General features: G+C 68.9%; 26 protein-coding genes. 12 read left to right on the plus strand and 14 right to left on the minus strand.

Annotated features, from left to right (window positions below; genetic code table 11):
• The first annotated feature begins 368 nt into the window (after positions 1–368).
• Entirely contained in the window at positions 369–1,826 is a 1,458-nt protein-coding gene (locus tag HMPREF0321_RS08605) for an NAD(P)/FAD-dependent oxidoreductase (RefSeq protein WP_006945907.1), read from the plus strand.
• 67 nt (positions 1,827–1,893) lie between these two features.
• Here the strand turns inward: HMPREF0321_RS08605 and hisN are convergent, their stop codons facing one another.
• The 4 genes from hisN to HMPREF0321_RS08625 all read right to left on the minus strand — a co-directional run bounded on the left by hisN (position 1,894) and on the right by HMPREF0321_RS08625 (position 5,882).
• The gene (gene hisN, locus HMPREF0321_RS08610) at positions 1,894–2,730 is read right to left on the minus strand and encodes a histidinol-phosphatase (protein WP_040014769.1); all 837 of its coding nucleotides are present in this window, start codon (positions 2,728–2,730) and stop codon (positions 1,894–1,896) included.
• 89 nt (positions 2,731–2,819) lie between these two features.
• Positions 2,820–3,899 carry a ribosome small subunit-dependent GTPase A gene (gene rsgA, locus HMPREF0321_RS08615; protein ID WP_006945866.1) on the minus strand — a complete coding sequence of 360 codons (1,080 nt, stop codon included), beginning with the start codon at positions 3,897–3,899 and terminating at the stop codon, positions 2,820–2,822.
• 1 nt (position 3,900) lies between these two features.
• The gene (aroA, locus tag HMPREF0321_RS08620) at positions 3,901–5,361 is read right to left on the minus strand and encodes a 3-phosphoshikimate 1-carboxyvinyltransferase (protein WP_006945952.1); all 1,461 of its coding nucleotides are present in this window, start codon (positions 5,359–5,361) and stop codon (positions 3,901–3,903) included.
• On the minus strand, positions 5,358–5,882 hold the full coding sequence (locus HMPREF0321_RS08625; protein ID WP_006945882.1) for a hypothetical protein: 525 nt from the start codon (positions 5,880–5,882) through the stop codon (positions 5,358–5,360). Before HMPREF0321_RS08625 ends, aroA begins: the two co-directional genes overlap by 4 nt.
• 170 nt (positions 5,883–6,052) lie before the next feature.
• Between HMPREF0321_RS08625 and HMPREF0321_RS08630 the strand changes: the two genes are divergently transcribed.
• From HMPREF0321_RS08630 to rsrA, 6 genes are all read left to right on the plus strand, one after another.
• Positions 6,053–6,298 (plus strand): ribbon-helix-helix protein, CopG family, encoded by a 246-nt coding sequence (locus HMPREF0321_RS08630; protein ID WP_006945986.1) that lies wholly within the window; start codon positions 6,053–6,055, stop codon positions 6,296–6,298.
• The gene (locus HMPREF0321_RS16495) at positions 6,295–6,441 is read left to right on the plus strand and encodes a hypothetical protein (protein ID WP_172462939.1); all 147 of its coding nucleotides are present in this window, start codon (positions 6,295–6,297) and stop codon (positions 6,439–6,441) included. The genes HMPREF0321_RS08630 and HMPREF0321_RS16495 overlap by 4 nt, the downstream gene beginning before the upstream one ends.
• A gap of 10 nt (positions 6,442–6,451) precedes the next feature.
• Entirely contained in the window at positions 6,452–7,297 is an 846-nt protein-coding gene (locus HMPREF0321_RS08635) for an SOS response-associated peptidase (RefSeq protein WP_006945914.1), read from the plus strand.
• Positions 7,294–8,064: an alpha/beta family hydrolase gene (locus HMPREF0321_RS08640; RefSeq protein WP_006945940.1), complete on the plus strand. Its 771-nt coding sequence runs from the start codon at positions 7,294–7,296 to the stop codon at positions 8,062–8,064. The genes HMPREF0321_RS08635 and HMPREF0321_RS08640 overlap by 4 nt, the downstream gene beginning before the upstream one ends.
• Positions 8,065–8,168: 104 nt before the next feature.
• Complete coding sequence (locus tag HMPREF0321_RS08645) at positions 8,169–8,987, plus strand: sigma-70 family RNA polymerase sigma factor (protein WP_254653983.1); 819 nt, start codon at positions 8,169–8,171, stop codon at positions 8,985–8,987.
• On the plus strand, positions 8,984–9,238 hold the full coding sequence (gene rsrA, locus HMPREF0321_RS08650; RefSeq protein ID WP_006945939.1) for a mycothiol system anti-sigma-R factor: 255 nt from the start codon (positions 8,984–8,986) through the stop codon (positions 9,236–9,238). The genes HMPREF0321_RS08645 and rsrA overlap by 4 nt, the downstream gene beginning before the upstream one ends.
• A gap of 74 nt (positions 9,239–9,312) precedes the next feature.
• Here rsrA and HMPREF0321_RS17420 read toward each other — a convergent pair whose 3' ends face one another.
• Positions 9,313–9,387 (minus strand): 50S ribosomal protein bL37, encoded by a 75-nt coding sequence (locus HMPREF0321_RS17420; protein WP_369798754.1) that lies wholly within the window; start codon positions 9,385–9,387, stop codon positions 9,313–9,315.
• Between the two features lie 230 nt (positions 9,388–9,617).
• Here HMPREF0321_RS17420 and HMPREF0321_RS08655 point away from each other — a divergent pair, with 230 nt between their 5' ends.
• Entirely contained in the window at positions 9,618–10,289 is a 672-nt protein-coding gene (locus HMPREF0321_RS08655; RefSeq protein ID WP_006945879.1) for a heme oxygenase (biliverdin-producing), read from the plus strand.
• A gap of 4 nt (positions 10,290–10,293) precedes the next feature.
• Complete coding sequence (locus tag HMPREF0321_RS08660) at positions 10,294–10,674, plus strand: DedA family protein (RefSeq protein WP_006946040.1); 381 nt, start codon at positions 10,294–10,296, stop codon at positions 10,672–10,674.
• 160 nt (positions 10,675–10,834) lie between these two features.
• Here the strand turns inward: HMPREF0321_RS08660 and sodN are convergent, their stop codons facing one another.
• From sodN to rfbA, 7 genes are all read right to left on the minus strand, one after another.
• The gene (gene sodN, locus HMPREF0321_RS08665) at positions 10,835–11,239 is read right to left on the minus strand and encodes a superoxide dismutase, Ni (RefSeq protein WP_006945950.1); all 405 of its coding nucleotides are present in this window, start codon (positions 11,237–11,239) and stop codon (positions 10,835–10,837) included.
• Between the two features lie 54 nt (positions 11,240–11,293).
• The gene (locus HMPREF0321_RS08670) at positions 11,294–11,674 is read right to left on the minus strand and encodes a S24/S26 family peptidase (protein WP_006945900.1); all 381 of its coding nucleotides are present in this window, start codon (positions 11,672–11,674) and stop codon (positions 11,294–11,296) included.
• A 34-nt stretch (positions 11,675–11,708) separates the two neighbouring features.
• Positions 11,709–12,485, minus strand: coding sequence for an amino acid ABC transporter ATP-binding protein (locus tag HMPREF0321_RS08675; RefSeq protein ID WP_156444936.1), 777 nt, complete (start codon positions 12,483–12,485; stop codon positions 11,709–11,711).
• A 107-nt stretch (positions 12,486–12,592) separates the two neighbouring features.
• Positions 12,593–13,525, minus strand: a complete 933-nt coding sequence (locus HMPREF0321_RS08680; protein WP_006945891.1) for an amino acid ABC transporter permease — start codon at positions 13,523–13,525, stop codon at positions 12,593–12,595.
• An 11-nt stretch (positions 13,526–13,536) separates the two neighbouring features.
• Positions 13,537–14,463, minus strand: a complete 927-nt coding sequence (locus HMPREF0321_RS08685; protein WP_006945918.1) for an ABC transporter substrate-binding protein — start codon at positions 14,461–14,463, stop codon at positions 13,537–13,539.
• Between the two features lie 217 nt (positions 14,464–14,680).
• Positions 14,681–15,283, minus strand: coding sequence for a dTDP-4-dehydrorhamnose 3,5-epimerase family protein (locus tag HMPREF0321_RS08690; RefSeq protein WP_006945956.1), 603 nt, complete (start codon positions 15,281–15,283; stop codon positions 14,681–14,683).
• Positions 15,283–16,179: a glucose-1-phosphate thymidylyltransferase RfbA gene (gene rfbA / locus HMPREF0321_RS08695; protein ID WP_006945868.1), complete on the minus strand. Its 897-nt coding sequence runs from the start codon at positions 16,177–16,179 to the stop codon at positions 15,283–15,285. The genes HMPREF0321_RS08690 and rfbA overlap by 1 nt, the downstream gene beginning before the upstream one ends.
• A 22-nt stretch (positions 16,180–16,201) precedes the next feature.
• Here rfbA and rfbB point away from each other — a divergent pair, with 22 nt between their 5' ends.
• The 3 genes from rfbB to HMPREF0321_RS08710 all read left to right on the plus strand — a co-directional run bounded on the left by rfbB (position 16,202) and on the right by HMPREF0321_RS08710 (position 19,685).
• Complete coding sequence (rfbB, locus tag HMPREF0321_RS08700) at positions 16,202–17,227, plus strand: dTDP-glucose 4,6-dehydratase (RefSeq protein ID WP_006946009.1); 1,026 nt, start codon at positions 16,202–16,204, stop codon at positions 17,225–17,227.
• A gap of 1 nt (position 17,228) precedes the next feature.
• Positions 17,229–18,098 (plus strand): dTDP-4-dehydrorhamnose reductase, encoded by an 870-nt coding sequence (gene rfbD, locus HMPREF0321_RS08705; protein ID WP_006945878.1) that lies wholly within the window; start codon positions 17,229–17,231, stop codon positions 18,096–18,098.
• A 114-nt stretch (positions 18,099–18,212) separates the two neighbouring features.
• Positions 18,213–19,685: a sugar transferase gene (locus HMPREF0321_RS08710; protein ID WP_139023614.1), complete on the plus strand. Its 1,473-nt coding sequence runs from the start codon at positions 18,213–18,215 to the stop codon at positions 19,683–19,685.
• Positions 19,686–19,954: 269 nt separating this feature from the next.
• Here the strand turns inward: HMPREF0321_RS08710 and HMPREF0321_RS08715 are convergent, their stop codons facing one another.
• Both HMPREF0321_RS08715 and HMPREF0321_RS08720 read right to left on the minus strand, forming a co-directional pair.
• Positions 19,955–20,608 carry a GDSL-type esterase/lipase family protein gene (locus tag HMPREF0321_RS08715; protein WP_006945919.1) on the minus strand — a complete coding sequence of 218 codons (654 nt, stop codon included), beginning with the start codon at positions 20,606–20,608 and terminating at the stop codon, positions 19,955–19,957.
• A 17-nt stretch (positions 20,609–20,625) separates the two neighbouring features.
• Positions 20,626–20,805 carry a DUF6104 family protein gene (locus HMPREF0321_RS08720; protein ID WP_006946035.1) on the minus strand — a complete coding sequence of 60 codons (180 nt, stop codon included), beginning with the start codon at positions 20,803–20,805 and terminating at the stop codon, positions 20,626–20,628.
• Between the last annotated feature and the right edge of the window lie 66 nt (positions 20,806–20,871).

Below are 20,871 nucleotides of genomic sequence, written 5' to 3' on the forward strand. Positions count from 1 at the left end.
GCCGGCGGCAGCCGGAGCGTCAGCCTGGCCGGCGGGCGCGTCGAGCTGAGCATCTGGTCGCGGCCCGGCCCACGCCGGCTGCGCGGTGCCCGTGGCGGGCGCGTTCCACTGGATGGGGTACGGCTCGCGGCCTCGTTCGCTCATCGTCCACTCCGTTCGCGGCGCGGTGCGCCGTCCCGTCCTACGTCGATCCGTCGTTGTCATCCGGGTGCCGGCCCGCCGATGTCGGTGGTCGGGCGCGCCCGTGTCATGGGGCAGCCTACCGGCCGCGACACACCCATGGGTGGGCGTCGGGAATGAGTAAGCTGGGGGCAGCGTCCAAGCGTGATCGGGCCAGGCGACACGCACGCGAGATCTGCGAGGAATCCATGGGTATTGCACACAAGAGCGCCACGCGCCACCGCGTCGTCATCATCGGCTCCGGCTTCGGCGGTCTGTTCGCCGCGACCCAGTTCAAGGACGAGGACGTCGACGTCGTCCTCATCTCCTCGACGACGCATCACCTGTTCCAGCCGCTGCTGTACCAGGTCGCGACCGGCATCCTCAGCGAGGGCGTCATCGCCCCGAGCACGCGCGAGGTGCTCAAGAAGGTCAAGAACGTCGAGGTATTCCAGGGGACGGTCAGCGACATCGACGTCCAGAACAAGCGCGTCTTCGCGCAACTGCTGGACTCGACCCAGACGTACGACTACGACTCGCTCATCGTCGCGGCCGGCGCGGGGCAGTCGTACTTCGGCAATGACCACTTCGCCGAGTTCGCGCCCGGCATGAAGAGCATCGACGACGCGCTCGAGCTGCGAGGTCGCATCTTCGGTGCCTTCGAGACAGCGGAAGTGGCCGCGGCCGCCGGCGAGTGGGACGACGTGCGCACGCTGCTGACGTTCGTCGTCGTCGGGGCCGGCCCGACGGGCGTCGAGATGGCCGGGCAGATCAGCGAACTCGCCAACCGCACCCTCGCCGAGGACTTCCGCCACATCAACCCCAAGGACGCGCGCATCGTCCTCGTCGATGCGGCGCCGCAGGTGCTGCCACCGTTCGGCAAGAACCTCGGCGAGAAGGCGAAGAAGCAGCTCGAGAGCATGGGCGTCGAGGTGCTGCTCGGGCAGATGGTGACGAATGTCGACGCCACGGGCATCGAGATGAAGACGCAGGACGGCACCGTCACCCGCATCGACTCCGCGTGCAAGGTGTGGGCCGCAGGCGTCGCCGCGAGCCCGCTCGGCAAGCTGCTCGGTGACAAGACGGGCGCCGAGGTCGACCGCGCCGGGCGCATCTCCGTGCAGCCCGACCTGACGCTGCCCGGCCACCCGGAGATCTTCGTCGTCGGCGACATGATGAGCCTCGACAAGCTGCCCGGCGTCGCGCAGGTGGCGATCCAGGGCGGAAAGTTCGCGGCCAAGTCGATCCTCGCGGGCGTCAAGGGTGAGCCGGCCCCGGCGAAGTTCAAGTACTTCGACAAGGGCTCGATGGCGACGATCTCCCGTTTTTCGGCCGTGACGAAGGTGGGCCGCCTCGAGACGGAGGGGTTCATCGCGTGGCTCATGTGGCTCGGCGTTCACCTCGTCTACATCATCGGCTTCAAGTCGCGCCTGTCGACGATGCTGAGCTGGGCCGTCGCGTTCGCGAGCGACAGCCGCGACGAGCGCACCACCACGGAGCAGCAGGTCCACGCGCGTCTCGCGATCGCCGAACTCGGGGAGAAGTACCACCCGAGCGTCGACGTGCCCGGCCTGCTCGAGCTGTCGAAGGGCAGCGCGCAGCTCGAAGCCGTTGACGGTGCGGACGCGCCGGCGCTCGAGAAGCAGTCTGAGACGCCGAAGGCCTGATTCCGGTCGCACGAATCCGTGCGATGCGCGACGGCGCCCCGCTCACGCGAGCGGGGCGCCGTCGTCGTCACTCGCCCGGGATGAGGGACGGCGCGGGGGAGTCGTCGCCGAGACGAGCGAGCACCTCGTCGTGGAGCAGGCCGTTCGTCGAGACGCCGTTGCCGCTCCAGCAGCCGGGGCGTCCGTCGAGGCCGGTGAAGCGGCCGCCCGCCTCGGTGACGATGGGCACGAGCGCCGCCATGTCGTAGTCCTCGAGCTCCGGTTCGGGCGCGATGTCGACGCTTCCCTGCGCGACGAGCATGTGCGAGAAGAAGTCGCCGTAGGCGCGTGAACGCCAGCATTCCTTCGACAGGCGGAACAGGTCCATGTCCTTGCCACGTTCGGCCCAGCCGTTGAACGAGGAATAGCTGAGAGAGGCGTCCGCCAGCCTGTCGACCTTCGAGACGCTGATCGACGTCGCGCTCGTGAGGCTGCGTCCGGTCCACGCGCCGGTGCCCTGCGCGGCCCACCAGCGGCGGTGCAGTGCGGGTGCGGCGACGAGACCGACGACGGGCGTGCCCGCGTCGACGAGGGCGATGAGGGTCGCCCAGACGGGCACACCGCGCACGTAGTTCTTCGTCCCGTCGATGGGGTCGATGATCCACAGCCGATCGGCGTCGCCGCTCGTGCCGAATTCCTCACCCTTGATGGCGTCGCGCGGGCGCGCGCGCTTGAGGTTCTCGCGGATGACGCGTTCGGCCTCGCGGTCGGCCTCCGTCACGGGGGTGAGGTCGGGTTTCGACTCGACCTGCAGGTCGGCGGCGCCGAAGCGCGACATCGTGATCTCTTCGACCGAGTCGGCGAGGACGTGGGCCAGGCGCAGGTCGTCGTGGTACGGGCTGGGGTCGCGCAGGGTGTCGCTCATTGCGCCCACGCTACCGGCTCGCCGGCACCGCGAGCACGCGGTAGCGGGGTAGGCGAGTGAGTGCTCACTCGTCTACCCCGCGGTCGGGTTCAGCGTCGCTCGAGGTGCTCGTCCTTGTCGGGCACGTGGCGCGAGCGCAGCAGACGACGCAACGACGCCAGGCGCGCCGGGCCCGTCGTGCCGGCGTGACCCGCGGCGACGTAGGCGTCGAGCGCGCAGTCTGCCTCGTCGTGCGAGCAGCCGCGTGGGCATTCGGCAGTGCCGGGGGCGAGCTCAGGGAAGTGGTCGACGATCGTCGTCGGGTCGATGTGTGCGAGGCCGAACGAACGAATGCCGGGGGTGTCGATGATCCAGCCGCCCTCCGGCCCGGGAAGTTCGAGGGCGATCGCCGACGTCGAGGTGTGGCGCCCGCGTCCCGTCACGTCGTTGACGTGGCCGGTCGTGCGCGCGGCATCCGGAACGAGGGCGTTGACGAGTGTCGACTTGCCGACGCCGGAGTGCCCGACGAGGACGCTGACACGCCCGGCGAGGCGGGCGCGCAGGTCGTCGAGACCGTCGAGGTCACGGGCGACACGACCACCGGACGCGATCAGCTCGTCCCGTTGGGCGTCGCTCAGCTCGTGCGCCGACGTGACGCTGTGCGGCACGTCGAGGTCGGCGTAGTTCGCGAGGAACGGCGCCGGGTCGCCAAGGTCGGCCTTCGTCAGCGCGAGCAGCGGGTCGAGCCCCGCGTCGTAGGCGGCGACGAGGCAGCGGTCGATGAGGCCGGTCCGCGGCTCGGGGTTCGCGACCGCCGTCACCATGACGAGCTGGTCGGCGTTCGCGACGATGACGCGCTCGTACGGGTCGGTGTCGTCGGCGGTGCGGCGCAGCACGCTCGAGCGTTCCTCGACGCGCACGATGCGCGCGAGCGAGCCCTCGTGACCGCTCGTGTCGCCGACGAGCGCAACACGGTCACCGACGACGATGGGCGTGCGCGTCAGCTCGCGGGCGCGCATCGCCGTGATCTGCCGTCCGTCGAGCAGGACCGACCAGCGGCCGCGGTCGACACCCGTCACCATGCCGATGACGGCGTCGGCGTGCTTGGGGCGATCCTTCGTGCGGGGCCGAGATCCCTTGCGGTTGGGGCGCACGCGCACGTCGGACTCACTCCAGTTGCGACTCGCCATCTCAGACCGTCCGCTGCAGCGCCGGCTCGTGCGCCGCACTCGTGCCGTCGAGCAGCGCCTCCCACCGCCGGTCGAAGTGCGGCAGCGTCTTGGCGGTCGTGCCGACGTTCTCGACGACGATGCCGTCAACGACGAGCCCGACGACCGCAGCCGCCATCGCCATGCGGTGATCGTCGTACGTGTGGAACAGCCCGCCGTGCAGCACTTCTCGCGGCACCGGGGTGATGACAAGACCGTCCTCGGTCTCGTGCACCTGCGCCCCGATCGCCGTGAACTCGCGCGAGAGCGCCGCGAGTCGATCGGTCTCGTGGCCGCGGATGTGGGCGACGCCGCGGATGCGGCTGCCACCGTCGGCGAGCGCGCACAGGGCGACGACGACGGGCGTCAGCTCGGACGCTTCGGTGAGGTCGACGTCGATGCCCCGCAGACGACCGCTTTCGGGGCCGCGCACACGCAGACCGTCACGATCGAGCGTCACCTTGCAGCCCATGCGCTCGAGAACGCCACGGATGTGATCGCCCGGCTGCGTCGTGAACGTCGGCCAGTCGGCCATGAACACCTCGCCACCCGTGACGGCGGCCGCCGCGAGGAAGGGGGCAGCGTTCGACAGGTCGGGCTCGACCATGACGTCGAGCGCGCGGATGTCGCTGGGTTCGACGCTCCACGCGTAGCTGCCGCGCCCGTCGGCGTCGACGTCGTCACCGACCTCGATGACGACGCCCGCGTCACGCAGCACCTCGACCGTCATGTCGATGTGGGGGATGCTCGGCAGCGTTGCGCCGGTGTGGACGATCGTCACGCCCTCGTCGAAGCGCGCGCCGGAGAGCAGCAGTGCGGAGACGAACTGCGAACTCGTCGAGGCGTTGACCTCGACGCGCCCGCCCGTGACGGCTCCGGTGCCGTGGACGGTGAACGGCAGTGCGCGGCGGCTGTCGTCGTCGATGCGGACGCCGAGGTCGGCGAGGGCCTGCAGGACAGGACCCATGGGGCGATTGCGGGCGTGCTCGTCGCCGTCGAAGGCGACCGGCCCGTCCGCGAGGGCGGCGACCGGCGGGAGGAAGCGCATGACGGTGCCGGCGAGGCCGCAGTCGACCTGTGCGGGGCCCCGAAAGGGTGCAGGAGTGACGTGCCAGTCGTCGCCCTCGGGGGAGTCTCCGGGCACGTCCTCGACCTGGACGCCCATCGCGCGCAGTGCTTGCGCCATGAGGAGGGTGTCGCGCGAGCGCAACGGCGCCCGCAGGAGAGAGTCGTCGTCGGCGAGGGCGGCGAGGACGAGGTAGCGGTTCGTCAGGGATTTCGAGCCGGGGACGCTGAACGCGCCGACGACCGGCCGGTCCGCGCGAGGCGCGGGCCAGTCGGTCGTCGGGTTCGCGGAAGCGGCGCTCGTCGCGGCGGTGGTCGTCATGTCGGAGTTCTTCATGTCGAGGCCCGCTGCGCGAGCGCTCGTACTGCCGGAGGTCATGAGGGCAGCTTGCTCCCGGCGACGGCGGCCATGAGCTTGGCCTCGCGACGAGCCGTCTTCGCGGCGCGTTTGGCCTCACGGCGCGTGACGTCGACGCCGTGCGAGGTACGCCAGGCGAGGCCCGGCTTGCCCGCGGTGTCGGCGGCGGCGAGCAGCACGCCACCGACGATGGCGGCAGTGCGGAAGAAGTTGGACTGCTTGCGTGCCTTCACCTCCGGGTCCTTCTCGGCCCAGAACGCCTCGTGCATGTAGGCGTTCGCGCCGACCGTCGGGGCGAGCAGAGCCGCGGACAGGCGCGGGAGCTTGCCGAGCGCGAGGGCGGTGCCGGCGGCACCCATGAGCGCGCCCTGGCCCTTGACGATCATCTCGGGGTCGTTCGGCACCTTGCTGCCGCTCTCGCGGCTGACGAACTCGACGAACGGCGCGGCCTCGGCGGCCTGCGACTTCGTGTTGGTGAACGCCTTGGCCGCCTCGTTGAGGAAGTAGCTGGCGAGCGCGGTACGCGCGATGCGACGGATCATGATTCCTCCTCCTGTGAAGGTCGGCGTCGATCGTCGACGCCTTGGCCTCCCACGTTAGTCGGCGCCACCGACAACATGCGAGCACCGAGGGCAACAGACCGCGCGATCCTGGGCAGCGGCCGGTCCCTCCACCCTGCAGGCGAACCGAAGATGTCGTTTACGAGAAACGCATGCATGAGGATCAGGTCACCGATGCGATGATCGAGTCCATGGTTGCCGAGGCTGAAGCCGGCTACGCCGTCGAGCCGTTGAAGCGTCGAGGACGCGGTCGGCCCGGACGGGGAGCCAGGCCGGTGCTGGTCGTCGCGGTCAGGCTGACGTCCGACGAGCTCGCTGCGCTCGATCGTGTCGTCGAACGCGAGCACCTCTCCCGTTCAGAGGCGATTCGCCGGGCACTGAACAACTACGCCGCGTGAAGCTGCACCCCAGCGCGTTCAAGCACGGGCTCGGTGAGGACGACATCGCGCAGGCCGCGTCATGGCCCCAGGGGGAGTACCCGCGCCGCCGCCGCGGATCGTCGACGACGCTGACGAGACGGGGGCACGCCCCAGCGGTCTAGGCTTTCTCGCATGTGCGGCAGATACGCAGCCAGTGCGAGCACGGGTGAGTTGGTCGAGGAGTTCGAGGTCGACGTCGACGCGACGGGCGAGCAGACGCGGTCGCTGCTCGCGTCGCCGCAGAACCCGCCTGTCGGTGAGCCCGACTACAACATGGCGCCGACGAAGCAGGCGCCCGTCGTCCTGACCCGTCCCGAGCGGCTCGACGACGGCTCGCGCGGCGAGGCGAAACGTCAGCTGCGTCACCTCACGTGGGGGCTCGTGCCCTCGTGGTCGAAGGACACCAAGGGTGGCGTGCGCATGATCAACGCGCGCGCTGAGACGTTGCTCGAGAAACCGTCGTTCGCGAAGGCCGCCCGCGCGCGTCGCTGCCTCGTGCCCGCGTCGGGTTGGTACGAGTGGCAGCTGTCACCGACGGCGCTCGACGCCAAGGGCAAACCGCGCAAGCAGCCGTTCTACATGCGCCGCGTCGACGGCACGGACGTCGCATTCGCCGGCCTCTACGAGTTTTGGTGCGATCGTTCGCTGCCCGACGGCGACCCGGCCGCGTGGCTGACGACGTTCGCCATCATCACGACGAGCGCGGGGCAGGGCCTCGACCGCATCCACGATCGCCAGCCCCTCGCGCTCGAACGCGAGCAATGGGCCGAGTGGCTCGACCCGACGCTGACCGACGACGCCGACGTCGCGACGTTCCTCACGCCCGGCGATTCGAGCCCCTTCGAGGCCTACCCCGTCTCACGCGCGGTGAGTTCGAACCGGACGAACGGCCCAGGCCTCATCGAACCCGCGCCCGAATCCGACCTCGTGGGCGTCGTCGACCCCGCGACCGGCGAGATCATCGGGGCCGAGAAGTGACCGCCGAACCACGTCCCTCCCGGTCTGTCGCGCCGGAACGAGCGCACCGCGTTCTTGACATCGAGACGGACGCCGGGCCGGCACGCGCCTACGTCATCGATCCCGTCGGTGGTCGCGCGAACACGGAGGTGAAGAACTCCGAGTCCTCGAGTACCGAGTCTGCGAACGCTGAGACTGCGGCGGTCACGACGACCGGCAAACACCAGCCCGTCGGAACACTCGTCCTCGGACACGGCGCCGGCAAGGGCACGAACACGCCCGACCTGTGGGGCTTGCTCCACCTCGCCGATGACGGGTGGCGTGTCGTCCTCGTCGACCAGCCCTGGGTGCTCGCGGGCCGCAAGATCGCCACGCCCCCGAAGACCCTCGACGAGGGTTGGCGCGCCGTCGTGAGTCACTTGCGCGAGGCGGACGAGATCACGGGCCGCTTCGTGCAGGGTGGTCGTTCGGCCGGTGCCCGCGTCGCGTGCCGCACCGCCGTCGAGACGGGCGCTGACGCCGTCGTCGCGCTGGCTTTTCCGCTCGCGCCGCCGGGCAAGGCGGACGACCCGTCGAAATGGCGCACGGACGAGGCGCAAGCCGTGCTCGATGCGGTCGTTCCCCTGCTCGTCGTGCAAGGCGCCACGGACACCTTCGGCGGCCCCGACGCGATCCGCGCCGCGCTGCCCGGCGCCGACGTCGCCGCCGTCGCGGGCCCGCACGGATTCAGCAAGCAGCCGCAGGATGTCGTCGACGCCGTGCGCAGGTGGCTGGCCGCCGCGTCCTGACTCATATCGAGAGCGGGGCGGGGAATAGCGCAGCCCACTCATCGTGTTGACGACGGCGAATCAGAAAGCCCACGAGGGCCATTCGAACGTCGAAAGTGAGCACGATGCTGGTAGCACCCGTGGTTCCGGTCGAACCGTCCGCGCTGAGCCTCACCACCGGTTTCGGTGGCGCGGGCACGCGCGCGTCTCGTGTCGCGCCGCACCCCGCGCTAGGGTTGAGCGCGATGACAGACAACACGACGGTCGACGCCCTCGGCGCGCCGCAGCCAGACGGCGGCGCGGCGTCACGCAGCGTCACCGATTCCAAGGATTTCGACCCGAGTACCGAGACCCCGGCCGAGCGGGCCGCGCGCTTCGAGCGTGACGCGATGCCGTACCTCGATCAGCTCTACAGCGCCGCCCTGCGCACGACGCGCAACCCGAGCGACGCCGAGGATCTCGTGCAGGAGACGTTCGCGAAGGCGTTCGCAGCCTTCCACCAGTACAAGCCGGGCACGAACCTCAAGGCGTGGCTGTACCGCATCCAGACGAACACGTACATCAACTCTTACCGCAAGAAGCAGCGTCAGCCGCTCGAGTCCGACGCCGCCGAGGTGGAGGACTACCAGCTCGCGCGGGCCGAGGCGCACTCGTCGACGGGGTTGAAGTCGGCCGAGAACGAAGCGCTCGATCACCTGCCCGACAGCGACATCAAGAAGGCGCTGCAGGCCTTGCCGGAGGACTTCCGTCTCGCGGTGTACTACGCCGACGTCGAGGGTTTCCCCTACAAGGAGATCGCCAAGATCATGGACACGCCGATCGGCACCGTGATGTCGCGCCTGCACCGCGGACGCAAGCTGCTGCGTGAACAACTCGAGGACTACGCGCGTGGGCGCGGCTTCCTCAAGGGTGAGGCGGACACCGCGAAGGGGGCGAAGAAATGAGCGACAAGTGCCCCGAGTACGTCGATCGTCTCTACGCCTACATCGACGGTGAGCTGACGGCCGAGCAGTACGAGGAGATCAAGGCTCACCTGCTCGACTGCCCCCCGTGTTTGACGGAGTACGAGCGCGACATGCTGCTCAAGAAGCTCATCAAGCGCGCTTGCGCCTGTGAGCAGGCGCCGGAGCAACTGCGCTCGTCGATCCTCACGCGCATCACCTACGAGCGCACCGAGGTGCGCTACGAGGCCTGACGCCGAACCGAGCATGACGAAGGCCGACCATCCCGTGAGGGTGGTCGGCCTTCGTTCGCGTCTGCGGCAGATGCTCAGGCGTTGGGCTTCTTGCCGTGGTTCGCGCCCTTGCCCTTGCGGCTGCGACGCTTGCGTGCGCGCTTGCTCATGGTCTTGCTCCCTGGTTCGGGGTCTTCCCCCCGGTACGTCGGGGGCCAACCTCCCCATTCTGTCACATCGCGCTCGTGCCCCCTGCGCGCATCCGCGCAGCGAGAGGCGGCTCGCCCTCGTCGGCCTGGCGTGGTGGGGAGGTGGAGTCTCGGATCAACCGTTCGATTGATCCGAGCGGAGGTGGACCTTTCTTAAGGTGAGCCTTACCTCATCAGAAAGGCTCGGATCCATGACGACGACCCTCACCCCGCCCCTGTCGGCCGCGCTGCGCGACCACACCCGTGCCGCGCACGAGCACGCCGAGAACCGCGGCTTCATGACCCGCCTCATGGGCGGCGAGAGCAGCATCGGCGCGCACCAGGGGCTGCAGCGTCAGCTGCTGCCGGTGTACGACCACCTCGAGTCGGCGTGCGCGACGCACCGCGATGACCCCCGCCTCGCGCCGCTGCTGGACCCGGCACTCGAGCGCGCCGCATCGCTGCGTCACGACCTCGCCGCGCTGGAACGCCTCGGCTATGCGGACGCCACGGCGATCCTGCCCGCCACGCAGCGCTACGTCGACGACCTCGTCGCCTGCGCCGCCTCGCCGGCCACGCTCATCGGCCACCACTACACGCGCTACCTCGGGGATCTGTCCGGCGGGCAGATCATCGCGACGCTTATGCGCCGCCACTACGACGCGCCTGACGATGTCCTCACCTTCTACCGCTTCGACATCGCCAAGCCGAAGACGTACAAGGACGCCTACCGCGCCCGCCTCGATGAGTTGGCCCTCACGACGCAGGAGCAGGACGAGGCCCTCGACGCCGCCGGTCGCGCCTTCGCCCTCAACGCCGCCGTCTTCGACGCGCTGGACGCCTGCTACCCCGCGGGTGCGAACGCTCGGGCCGAGGCCGTCTGAACGCATGGAATCGATCCGTGAGATGCCCGTGGCGCTCGCGTTCGGCATCCTGTTCTGCATCGTCATGGCGCGAGCCAACGCGACATACTGGATCGGCCGCGGCGCGATCGGCGGCTGGCGTCGGCATCCGAAGTACGCCCACCACCTCGACGCGCGCTCCGTCAAGCGCGCCGAGGGCATGGTGCACCGCTTCGGCCCGCTCGCCGTCCCGCTGTCGTTCCTGACGGTCGGCGTGCAGACGGCCGTCAACCTCATGGCCGGGGCCGGCCGGATGCCGCTCGTGCGCTACCTGCCGGCCGTCGCCGTCGGCAGCCTCATCTGGGTCGGCGTGTACACCGTGGTCGGGGTGGCGTTGCTCGACGTCATCCTCCGCCTCGTGCACTGACGCACCTGACGTCATGAAGGTGGACGAGAACCGCCGATGTGGACGGAAATCGCAGGAGGGGACGGGATTCGCGACGGTGAACGAGAATCGCAGGTGAGGCAGCGAGAACGGCCCGGCATCCAAGGGGGATGCCGGGCCGTTCTCGTTGCGGGAGGGAGGCTCAGGCCTGCTTCGTCTCCGCGAAGATGCGAGCGATCTCATCGATCTTGCCGAGCAACTCGTCAGCCTTGGCGATGTCCCACTCGCCCTTGGTGCCGCTGGCACCGGCGAGCTTCGTCGCCTCGTTGACGAGGGTGTGAAGCTGCGGGTACTTCTCGAAGTGCGGGGGCTTGAAGTAGTCCGTCCACAGCACCCACAGGTGCTCCTTGACGAGCTGGCTGCGCTGCTCCTTGATGATCGTGGCGCGCATCTTGAAGTCTTCGTCGCCGGGCTTGTCGGCGACCTTGGCGATGATGGCCTTGACCGACTCGGCCTCGATGCGGGCCTGGGCAGGGTCGTAGACGCCGCAGGGCAGGTCGCAGTGAGCCGAGACCTCGACGGTGGGGGTGAAGAAACGCTTCAGCATGAGGGACTCCTTGCTGCTGGTGATCAGCTGCCGAACGGCAGCACTGCTCTCAACCTATCGCGCGACACGGCCCCGGCGAAAGGTGCTGACGCAGGTGCGACAACGTCGCAGAATCTGCGTCATCACTGGGGAGTCGGGACTGACGACCCGCCCCCGCATCGCCTCGTCCCCCAGCGCCCCGACGAGCCATGAGTCGACCCCCTCACGGGGGTTGTCACGCTCCACCCACCAGCCCGACGCGCCGTCGGCGAGGCGTTCGCGCCTCGTCACCCGTTTGATCGCGAGCGGGCGGGGGCCGTCGTCGCCGTCAGGGAGGCGGACGACGTGGCAGCGCCCGACCCGGGGCGACGCACCCCAGGCGACGAGGACGACGTCGCCGTCGACGTAGGTCGGTTCCATCGAGCGACCCCTGACGACGACGAAGCCCAGCTGCATCCCACCAGGGTAGTGGGGTGCAGCTGGGCGAGCGTCAGAGCAGTTCGTCGTCGACGAGGGCGGCGATCGCCTCGTGCTCGCTGCGAATGCGCGACAGGAAGCTCTTGGTGCGCTCGTGCTGCGGGTTGTTGATGACGTCGCGCGGCGCGCCGGTCTCGACGACGACGCCGGCGTCCATGAACACGACACGGTCCGCGACGTCCCGCGCGAAGCTCATCTCGTGCGTGACGACGACCATCGTCATCCCGTCCTTGGCCAGTTCCTTCATGACGGCGAGCACCTCGCCGACCAGTTCGGGGTCGAGGGCGGACGTCGGCTCGTCGAACAGCATGAGCTTCGGCTGCATCGCGAGCGCGCGGGCGATGGCGACGCGCTGCTGCTGGCCGCCCGAGAGCTGGCTGGGGTAGTGCTTCGTCTTGTCGCCGAGCCCGACCCGTTCGAGCAGCCGCTCGGCCTCCGCCTTCGCCTCGGCCTTGCCCACGCCCTTGACCTGGACGGGCGCCTCCATGACGTTCTCGAGGGCCGTCATGTGTGGGAAGAGGTTGAAGCGCTGGAAGACCATGCCGATCTCACGACGCTGCGCGGCGATCTTCCTGTCCGTGAGGCGGTGCAGTTGCCCTCCCTTGTCGGCGTAACCCATGAGGTCGCCGTCGACCCAGATGCGCCCGCCGTCGATCGTCTCGAGCTGGTTGATGCAGCGCAGGAACGTCGTCTTTCCCGAGCCCGACGGGCCGAGCAGCACGACGACCTCGCCGGGGTGGACGTCGAGGTCGATGCCCTTGAGCACCTCGTGCTTGCCGAACGACTTCATGACGTTGACGGCGCGCACGAGTGGCTCATCGGAGCGTGAGGCCACGGGGGCCGTGGTGGCGGACGGTCGCGGCTGGGCGTTGCTCGCCCCGGCGGCGGCGGTGCTCATCAGTGGTCACTTCCGATCGAGGACAGACGTGAGCGGAACCCGCCGGTCGTGGTGCCCTGCGCCCCGAAGCCGCGCGCGAAGCGTCGCTCCAGCCAGCTCTGCAGCAGCATGAGCAGCGTGCAGAGGATGAGGTACCACATGAGGGCGCCGACGTAGCTCGGCATCACCTTGTACGTGTTGTTGGCGACGTTCTGCGCCTGGTTGAACAGTTCGGCGGTGACGGGCACGGCCGTCAGCAGCGACGTGTCCTTGACCATCGAGATGGCCTCGTTGCCGGTCGGCGGCACGATGACGCGCATCGCCTGCGGCAGGATGATGCGGCGCATGGCCTTGCCGTTGCTCATGCCGAGGGCCTGGGCGGCCTCACGCTGACCGTTGTCGACGGACAGGATGCCGGCGCGCGCGATCTCCGCCATGTAGGCGGCTTCGGACAGTCCGAGGCCGATGATGCCGACGGTGATGCCGGAGCTGATCGTCTTGACGTCCAGGGTGTAGAACGTCAGCCCGAGGTCCTTGCCGAACGGCACGCCGAGATCGAGGGTCGGGTAGAGGGTCAGGACGCCGAGACCGAGGATCGTCATGAGGACGTAGCGTGGCACGGCCCGGAAGAACCAGATGTAGACGAACGCCACGCCGCGCAGCACGGGGTTGTCCGACAGGCGCATGATCGCGAGGATGACGCCGAGCACGACGCCCAGGATCATCGACACGATCGTCACGATGATCGTGCCCTTGAGCAGTCCGTCGAGCACGGGCGAGTAGTTCATCACCTTGAGCACGAACGGCCAGTCCCAGGCCTTGTTGGTGACGACGGAGCTGATCATCATCGCGACGAGGACGGCGATGACGGCGAGGGCGACCCATCGGCCGGGATGCCGGACCGGCCGGGCGTCGATGACGCCCGGCCGCTCGGTGGTGGTGGTGTCGGTCATGTCGTTCGCGATCAGGGCTTGGGGTTGACCGGGAACGAGGTGACGGCGCCGTCACCGTTGCTCCAGGCGTCGAGGATCTTCTTGTAGGTGCCGTCCTTGTCGAGGGCCTCAAGGGCCTTCGAGATGGCCTCGGCGAACGCCGTGTTGTCCTTCTTGACGACGATGCCGTACGGGGCCGAGGCGTACTTCGAGCCGACCTTCTCGAGCTTCGCGTCGTTCTTCGCGACGGCCCAGTTGGCGACGGGGGAGTCGGCCGCGAAGCCGTCGACCTTGCCGGCGATGAGGTCGGCGGTCACCTTCGACTGGGCGACCTCGCTGACGATCGTGATCGGCTTCTTGCCCGCGGCGGTGCACTTCTTGTTGCGTGCGGGCAGGTCGTCGGTCTGCTGCACGGTGTCCTTCTGGACGCCGATCGTCAGGCCGCACGCGTTGTCGGGGTCGAGCTTCTTCGGGTTGCCCTTGGCGGTGACCCAGGCGGTGCCCGCGCTGTAGTACTGCACCATGTTCGCGGTCTTGAGGCGCTCGGCGTTGATGGTGAACGAGCTGATCGCCGCCGGGTACTTGCCGGCGTTGACGCCGCCGATGAGGGTGCCGAAGTCGCCGTTCTGGAAGGTGAGCTTGAGACCGAGCTTCGCGGCGACGGCGTTGAGCAGGTCGATGTCCATGCCCTGGATCGTCTTGCCGTCGGCAGCCGTGAACTCGTTCGGGGCGTATGAGGCGTCCGAACCGATCGTCAGGGTGCCCTCTTTGGCGATGGCGGCGGGGACGAGCTTGGCGAGCGAGTCGTCCTTCGTCACCTCGGCGGCCTTGCTCGACGCGCCCGCAGCGCCCGAGGAGGCAGAGCTCTTGGAGTCGTCGAGGGAGTCGGAGCCACAACCCGACAGCAGCAGGGCGGTGGCACTCAGGCCGGCGAGGGCGGGGGCGGTGGTACGACGCATGGGCGGGCCTTTCGGCATGGGGACGGCGCGAGCCGTCGGAGACGATGGCCACAGCATGCCACCGCGCCTCGCCCCGGGCGAGCGACACGACATAAGTATGCGGGATCGTGACCTACGGCCCGCCTCGTGCGCGCGACACCATGCCCGTGCAGCGACCTTGGAGCCGCCTCGTGAGACGTGCGTCACGCGTGATCATGCAGGACGCGGGCCGCTGCGATCAGGCCGAGCGCAACGAGTCGTAGAAGCGCACGCAGTCGTCGTATCGCGGCAGCAGACCCGACGCCTCGGCCTCCGCCAGCGACGGCGCAGCCTCGTCCTTGGGGGACAGCAGCGGTTCGATGTCGTCGGGCAGGGTCAGCCCCACCGTCGTGTCGAGGGGGTTGATGCCGTGCTCGCGCTCGGGGGTGTAAGGCGCGCTGCACAGGTACATCGCCGTCGAATCGTCCTCGAGGGCGCAGAACGCGTGGCCGAGCCCCTCGGCGAGGTAGACCGCCTTGCGTTCGCTCGTGTCGAGCACGACCGATTCCCACTGCCCGAACGTCGGCGACCCGACGCGGATGTCGACGATGAAGTCGATGATCGAGCCCGACAGGACGGTGATGTACTTCGCCTGGCTCGGTGGCACGTCGGCGAAGTGGATGCCGCGCACCGTGCCGCGGCTGCTGACCGAGATGTTCGACTGGACGACGTCCATGCGGTGGCCGAGGTGCTCGGCGAGCTTGTCGCCGCGGAAGCCCTCCATGAACACGCCGCGCCCGTCGGGGAACTGGCGGGGCGTGACGACGTAGGCGCCGTCGATCTTCAGCGGCTGGATGTCCATCACAGGGCCTTGCGGACGGCGGGGGTGATGTGGCCTTCGGCGAGGACGCGGTGCATGTAGGCGCCGTAACCGGACTTGACGAGGGAGTCGGCGAGGGCGGAGAACTGCGCGTCGTCGATCCAGCCCTGACGCCACGCGATCTCCTCGACGCAGCCGACCTTCAGATCCTGCTGCTCCTCGAGGACGTGGACGAACTGCGAGGCGTCCATGAGGCCCTTGAAGGTGCCCGTGTCGAACCACGCGGTGCCGCGCGGCAGCACCGTCACCGTGAGGTTGCCGCGGCGCAGGTACTCGTCGTTGACGCCCGTGATCTCCAGCTCGCCACGCGGGGAGGGCTCGAGGTTCTTCGCGATGTCGACGACGTCGTTGTCGTAGAAGTACAGGCCGGGCACGGCGTAACGCGACTTCGGCTGCTCCGGCTTCTCCTCGATCGAGACGACGTTGCCGTCCGCGTCGAACTCGACGACGCCGTAGGCGCTCGGGTTCGTCACGTGATGAGCGAAGACGTGGCCACCGGTGAGCTCAGCGTGGCCCTGCAGCGCCGTCCCCATGCCGGCGCCGTGGAAGATGTTGTCGCCGAGGACGAGGGCGACCGAGTCGTCGCCGATGAACTCCTCGCCGATGATGAACGCCTGCGCGAGGCCGTCGGGCGAGGGCTGCACGGCGTAGCTGATCTCGACACCCCAGTCGGATCCCTCGCCCAGCAGCCGCTGGAACTGCTTGCTGTCGTGCGGCGTCGTGATGATGAGGATCTCGCGGACTCCGGCCATCATGAGCGTCGAGATCGGGTAGTAGATCATCGGCTTGTCGTACACCGGCATGAGCTGCTTGCTGATGCCCCGTGTGATCGGGTGAAGTCGCGTTCCCGATCCCCCCGCGAGAATGATTCCCTTCATAGGCCTACCTTATGCTGGCAGGGTGCAGATCCTGGTCACCGGCGGAGCCGGCTTCATCGGCGGCAACTTCGTCCACCTGACGGTGAAGGAGCGCCCAGAGGCGCGCATCGTCGTTCTCGACGCCATGACGTATGCGGGCAACGAGAGATCTCTCGACGGGCTGGGGGAGCACGTCGAGCTGGTGCGCGGCGACATCGCCGACGCCGCGCTCGTCGACCGTCTCGTCGCCGCGTCCGACCTCGTCGTCCACTTCGCCGCCGAGTCGCACAACGACAACTCCCTCGCCGAGCCGTGGCCGTTCGTCCAGACCAACATCGTCGGCACCTACACGCTGCTCGAGGCGGCGCGCAAGCACGACGTCCGGTACCACCACATCTCCACCGACGAGGTGTATGGCGACCTCGAGCTCGATGACCCGGAGCGTTTCACCGAGGCGACGGCGTACAACCCGTCGAGCCCGTACAGCTCAACCAAGGCTGGCAGCGACATGCTCGTGCGTGCCTGCGTGCGCAGCTTCGGCGTCAGGGCGACGATCTCGAACTGCTCGAACAACTACGGTCCGCGCCAGCACATCGAGAAGTTCATCCCGCGCCAGATCACTAACCTCATCGACGGCGTGCGCCCCAAGCTCTACGGTGACGGGCTCAACGTGCGCGACTGGATCCACGTCGACGACCACAACGCGGCCGTCTGGGCCATCATCGAGCGCGGGCGCATCGGGGAGACCTACCTCATCGGCGCCGACGGTGAGCTCGACAACAAGACCGTCGTGCAGGCCATCCTCACCGGGATGGGGCGTGACGCCGACGACTTCGACCACGTCACCGATCGGCCCGGCCACGACCGCCGCTACGCGATCGACTCGACGAAGCTGCGCGAGGAACTCGGCTGGAGTCCGCGCTACACGTCGTTCGAGGAGGGCCTGGCCGCGACGATCCAGTGGTATCGCGACAACGAGTCGTGGTGGCGCCCGTTCAAGGACGAGACGGAGGCGAAGTACGCCGATCAGCGGATCGTGCCCACGCCCGTCGACGGGCCGGGAGCCTGAGATGGGGCGCACCTGGCTGGTCCTCGGCGGCACAGGCATGCTCGGTCAGGATCTGGTGGCGCTGCTGCAGCGGCGTGGTGTGACGGTCGTCGCCCTCGGATCGGCGGGGTGCGACATCACCGATCGGGCCGAGGTCGAGCGCGTCGTCGCCGAGCAGGGGCCGGACGTCGTCGTGAACTGTGCCGCGCACACCGCGGTCGATGCCGCCGAGACGGAGGAGGCGGCGGCCTTCGCCCTCAACGCGACGGGTGCCTTCAACGTCGCGCGCGCCGCGCGATCTGCTGCGGCACAGCTCGTGCACGTCTCGACCGACTACGTCTTCGACGGCCGGGGCACGACTCCGTACGACGTCGATCATCCTCAGGACCCGCGCTCGGCCTACGGCCGCACGAAGGCTGCAGGGGAGTGGGCCGTGCGCGCCACGCACCCCGACGCGCTCGTCGTGCGGACCGCCTGGCTCTACGGGGCCCACGGGCCGAACTTCGTCGCGACAATGCTGACGCTGGCCGGCAAGCGCGAGACGCTCGACGTCGTCGCCGACCAGATCGGCCAGCCGACGTGGACGGGTGATCTCGCCGAGACGATCATCGGCCTCGTCGAGCAGGAATGCCCGGGCGGTTTCTACCACGGCACGAGCTCCGGGCAAGGGTCGTGGTTCGACCTCGCCCAGGAGGCCTTCCGCCTCACAGGCCTGGATCCTGAGCGCGTGCGCCCGACGACGTCGGAGGCGTTCCAGCGGCCCGCGCCGAGGCCCGCCTACAGCGTGCTCGCACGCTCACCGCGCGGGCCGAGCATCGGTGACTGGCGTGCACGACTCGCCGCGTCCGGCGTCGTTCAGCAGGAGCGCGCTGCAGAGCGCGCGCGGGCCTGAGGAGCAGGCTCGAGACGACCGCGGTGCGGGGGACGCAGCCGAACGGGAACGAGGGGAATTCGGACGCGTCCGACGAAGGGGAAACAGGGTTTTGTGGGAAAGGCGCCGGCGAGCATGACTGACGGGGCGAGAGGCAGGCGCGACCTGCTCGGCAGGATGCGTGGCAACTGGCGGCGCAACCTGTTCCTGCTGCTGTTTGTCCTCGACCTGGGCGTCATCACACTCGCCGTGGCTGCCGGGTTCTTCGCGCGCTTCGCAATGGCGGAGGCGTCGCTCGACACCGTCCGCTCGCAGGGCAACCTCTACCTCGTCGTCGTGCCCGCCCTCATCCTCGGATGGCAGGCCTCGCTGCTTCTCAATCAGGCGTACAACATGGAGATCATCGCGATCGGCACCGACGAATATCGTCGTGTCGTGCGCGCCACGTTCTTCACGTTCGGCGCGCTCGCGATCGTCCTCGTCCTGCTGCGCTGGCAGGTAGCGCGCGGCTTCCTGGCCGTCGCCCTCCCACTCGGGCTCGTCCTGCTTCTCATCGAACGTCTCCTGGTCCGCCGCTGGGTGCTCGCGCGACGCCGCCGCGCGATGCTCGTCGACGGCGTCGTCGTCGTCGGCTCACCGCATGAGGTGCGCTACGTCGCCGAAGGCATAGCCCGCAACCCGGCTGCGGGCCTAGTAGTGCGCGCCGTCGCGACGGACACGACCGATGCTCCGACGTTCGAGCTCGCCAACGGAGTGGTCGTGCCCCAGGCCGGCGCGATCGCCGACGTCGTCGACGCCGTGCACCGCTACGAGGCCAGCACGATCATCGTCGCCGGCCATAACCGCATCAACCGCAAGCAGCTGCGCGAACTCGGCTGGCAGCTCGAGGACACCACCATCCGTCTCGCCCTCGCCAGCCGCATGACGGACGTCGCAGGCCCCCGCATCCACTGGCACCCCATCGAAGGGTTGCCGCTCATGAGCGTTGAGATGCCCCGCTACAGCGGCGTCAAGTACTCCCTCAAACGGGCCTTCGACCTCGTCATCGCCACCGGGATGGTCGTCCTCGTCGCCCCGATCCTGTTCGCCATCGCCATCGCCGTCCGCCTCGACAGCCCCGGGCCCATCTTCTTCCGCCAGACCCGAGTAGGCGTCAACGGAACGCTGTTCAAGATGACCAAGTTCCGCTCGATGGCCGTCGACGCCGAAGCGCGCCTCGCCGGACTCGAACGACAGAACGACGGCTCCGGCCTACTGTTCAAGATGAAAGACGACCCCCGCACCACCCGCGTCGGCGCCTTCATCCGCCGCTACAGCCTCGACGAACTGCCGCAACTGTTCGACGTCATCGCCGGCAGCATGTCACTCGTCGGACCACGCCCCCCACTGCCCCGCGAGGTCGAAGCCTATGACCACCACGTCCACCGCCGCCTCAACGTCAAACCAGGCATCACTGGACCCTGGCAGGTCGGCGGACGCTCGAACCTCTCCTGGGAAGAATCCGTGCGCAAGGACCTCTACTACGTCGAGAACTGGTCCCTGTCCGGCGACCTCGTCATCATGTTCAAGACCCTCCGCGCCGTCCTCGCGCGCGACGGCGCGTACTGACATTCCCTTGTCTCGCCTTCCGGCCGGCCCCGAAGGGGCCGTCTCGGTGCGGCGAGCCTGCGGGCGATGCCGTCCCGGCCCGAGACGGCACCGGCGCGTCCACGTCCGCTGCCCGCAAGGTTGCCTGCGCAGGGAGCGGTTGGGGACCGAAGGGTCTGCGTCTGCGGTGCGATCGGTTGCCTGCGCAGAGGGCGGTCAGAACGTGGTTGTCGGGACGACGAGCGCCCCACGTCGACGACGTGAGGCGCTCGAAGGTGCGATGAGGGCCGTCAGACGGAGAGCCAGTCCTGCCAACCGGCGTGAAGCACGAGCCACGCCATGAGGCCGTAGCCCGCCTGGCCGGGGTGGTAGCCGTCGCTGGCGGCAAGATCCGACTGCCACTGATCGTGCCCGAGCAGCGGGCGGAAGCAGTCGACATACGTCACGCCACGACGCGCGCAGACGTCTGCGTGCGCGTCGACGAGCACCTCGAGCTTCGCGTTCATCTCCGGGTCGCTCGTGGGCGGCGGGCCGACGACGAACGTCGCGATGCCGTTCGTCGACGCATCGTCGAGGATGTTCGCGAGGTTGAGGCGCGAACGTGCCGTCGTCAGACCCTGCGCGGCGTCGTTCGTGCCGAAGCCGATGACGAGTCGGCGCTCGTTGCAGTTCTTCCACCGCAGCGCCGCCTCACCCCGCCAGCGCGCGAGGACGTCCGAGGAACTGTCGCCGCGCACGCCGAGGTTGTACGTCGTCAGCCTGACGCCCTCGTGCGGCGTACGCGCGACGACCCGCGAGACCCACCCCAGGGCCTTCGGGTCGCCGTAGCCGTTGACGAAGCTGTCGCCGACGAAGACGAGGCCGACACGGCGCTCACCCTCGGCGACGTGGAAATCGGCGCTCGGCCGGAACTCGGGCTCGCTGCCTTCGGTGGGGTAGGACACGCTACGACCGCCTTCACTCACTCGTCATCGTCGTCGTCGAGCCGTGCCAACCATGTGGCGAGGCGCTCGACGGGGATCTCGAACTCCGGGTTGAGGTCGACGAAATGACGCAGCTGCTCCGCGAGCCACTCGAACGTCACGTCTTCTTCGCCGCGGCGCGCCGCGAGCTCCTCGATACCCCGATCCGTGAAATACACGCGCCCAGCTTATCGTCCGTCAGCTCGGTGCCCACCCCGCAGGCGTCGCGCGCCCACGACGAAGCG

The sequence above is a fragment of the Dermacoccus sp. Ellin185 genome (assembly GCF_000152185.1).
Classification (GTDB): domain Bacteria; phylum Actinomycetota; class Actinomycetes; order Actinomycetales; family Dermatophilaceae; genus Dermacoccus; species Dermacoccus nishinomiyaensis.

Bases quoted from the DNA above. Each gene is read 5' to 3' on its own strand.
- HMPREF0321_RS08605 (WP_006945907.1), top strand. From the start codon at position 369: ATGGGTATTGCACACAAGAGCGCCACGCGCCACCGCGTCGTCATCATC.
- hisN (WP_040014769.1), bottom strand. From the start codon at position 2,730: ATGAGCGACACCCTGCGCGACCCCAGCCCGTACCACGACGACCTGCGC.
- rsgA (WP_006945866.1), bottom strand. From the start codon at position 3,899: ATGGCGAGTCGCAACTGGAGTGAGTCCGACGTGCGCGTGCGCCCCAAC.
- aroA (WP_006945952.1), bottom strand. From the start codon at position 5,361: ATGACCTCCGGCAGTACGAGCGCTCGCGCAGCGGGCCTCGACATGAAG.
- HMPREF0321_RS08625 (WP_006945882.1), bottom strand. From the start codon at position 5,882: ATGATCCGTCGCATCGCGCGTACCGCGCTCGCCAGCTACTTCCTCAAC.
- HMPREF0321_RS08630 (WP_006945986.1), top strand. From the start codon at position 6,053: ATGCATGAGGATCAGGTCACCGATGCGATGATCGAGTCCATGGTTGCC.
- HMPREF0321_RS08635 (WP_006945914.1), top strand. From the start codon at position 6,452: ATGTGCGGCAGATACGCAGCCAGTGCGAGCACGGGTGAGTTGGTCGAG.
- HMPREF0321_RS08645 (WP_254653983.1), top strand. From the start codon at position 8,169: ATGCTGGTAGCACCCGTGGTTCCGGTCGAACCGTCCGCGCTGAGCCTC.
- rsrA (WP_006945939.1), top strand. From the start codon at position 8,984: ATGAGCGACAAGTGCCCCGAGTACGTCGATCGTCTCTACGCCTACATC.
- HMPREF0321_RS08655 (WP_006945879.1), top strand. From the start codon at position 9,618: ATGACGACGACCCTCACCCCGCCCCTGTCGGCCGCGCTGCGCGACCAC.
- HMPREF0321_RS08660 (WP_006946040.1), top strand. From the start codon at position 10,294: ATGGAATCGATCCGTGAGATGCCCGTGGCGCTCGCGTTCGGCATCCTG.
- sodN (WP_006945950.1), bottom strand. From the start codon at position 11,239: ATGCTGAAGCGTTTCTTCACCCCCACCGTCGAGGTCTCGGCTCACTGC.
- HMPREF0321_RS08670 (WP_006945900.1), bottom strand. From the start codon at position 11,674: ATGCAGCTGGGCTTCGTCGTCGTCAGGGGTCGCTCGATGGAACCGACC.
- HMPREF0321_RS08675 (WP_156444936.1), bottom strand. From the start codon at position 12,485: ATGAAGTCGTTCGGCAAGCACGAGGTGCTCAAGGGCATCGACCTCGAC.
- HMPREF0321_RS08680 (WP_006945891.1), bottom strand. From the start codon at position 13,525: ATGACCGACACCACCACCACCGAGCGGCCGGGCGTCATCGACGCCCGG.
- HMPREF0321_RS08685 (WP_006945918.1), bottom strand. From the start codon at position 14,463: ATGCGTCGTACCACCGCCCCCGCCCTCGCCGGCCTGAGTGCCACCGCC.
- HMPREF0321_RS08690 (WP_006945956.1), bottom strand. From the start codon at position 15,283: ATGGACATCCAGCCGCTGAAGATCGACGGCGCCTACGTCGTCACGCCC.
- rfbA (WP_006945868.1), bottom strand. From the start codon at position 16,179: ATGAAGGGAATCATTCTCGCGGGGGGATCGGGAACGCGACTTCACCCG.
- rfbD (WP_006945878.1), top strand. From the start codon at position 17,229: ATGGGGCGCACCTGGCTGGTCCTCGGCGGCACAGGCATGCTCGGTCAG.
- HMPREF0321_RS08710 (WP_139023614.1), top strand. From the start codon at position 18,213: ATGACTGACGGGGCGAGAGGCAGGCGCGACCTGCTCGGCAGGATGCGT.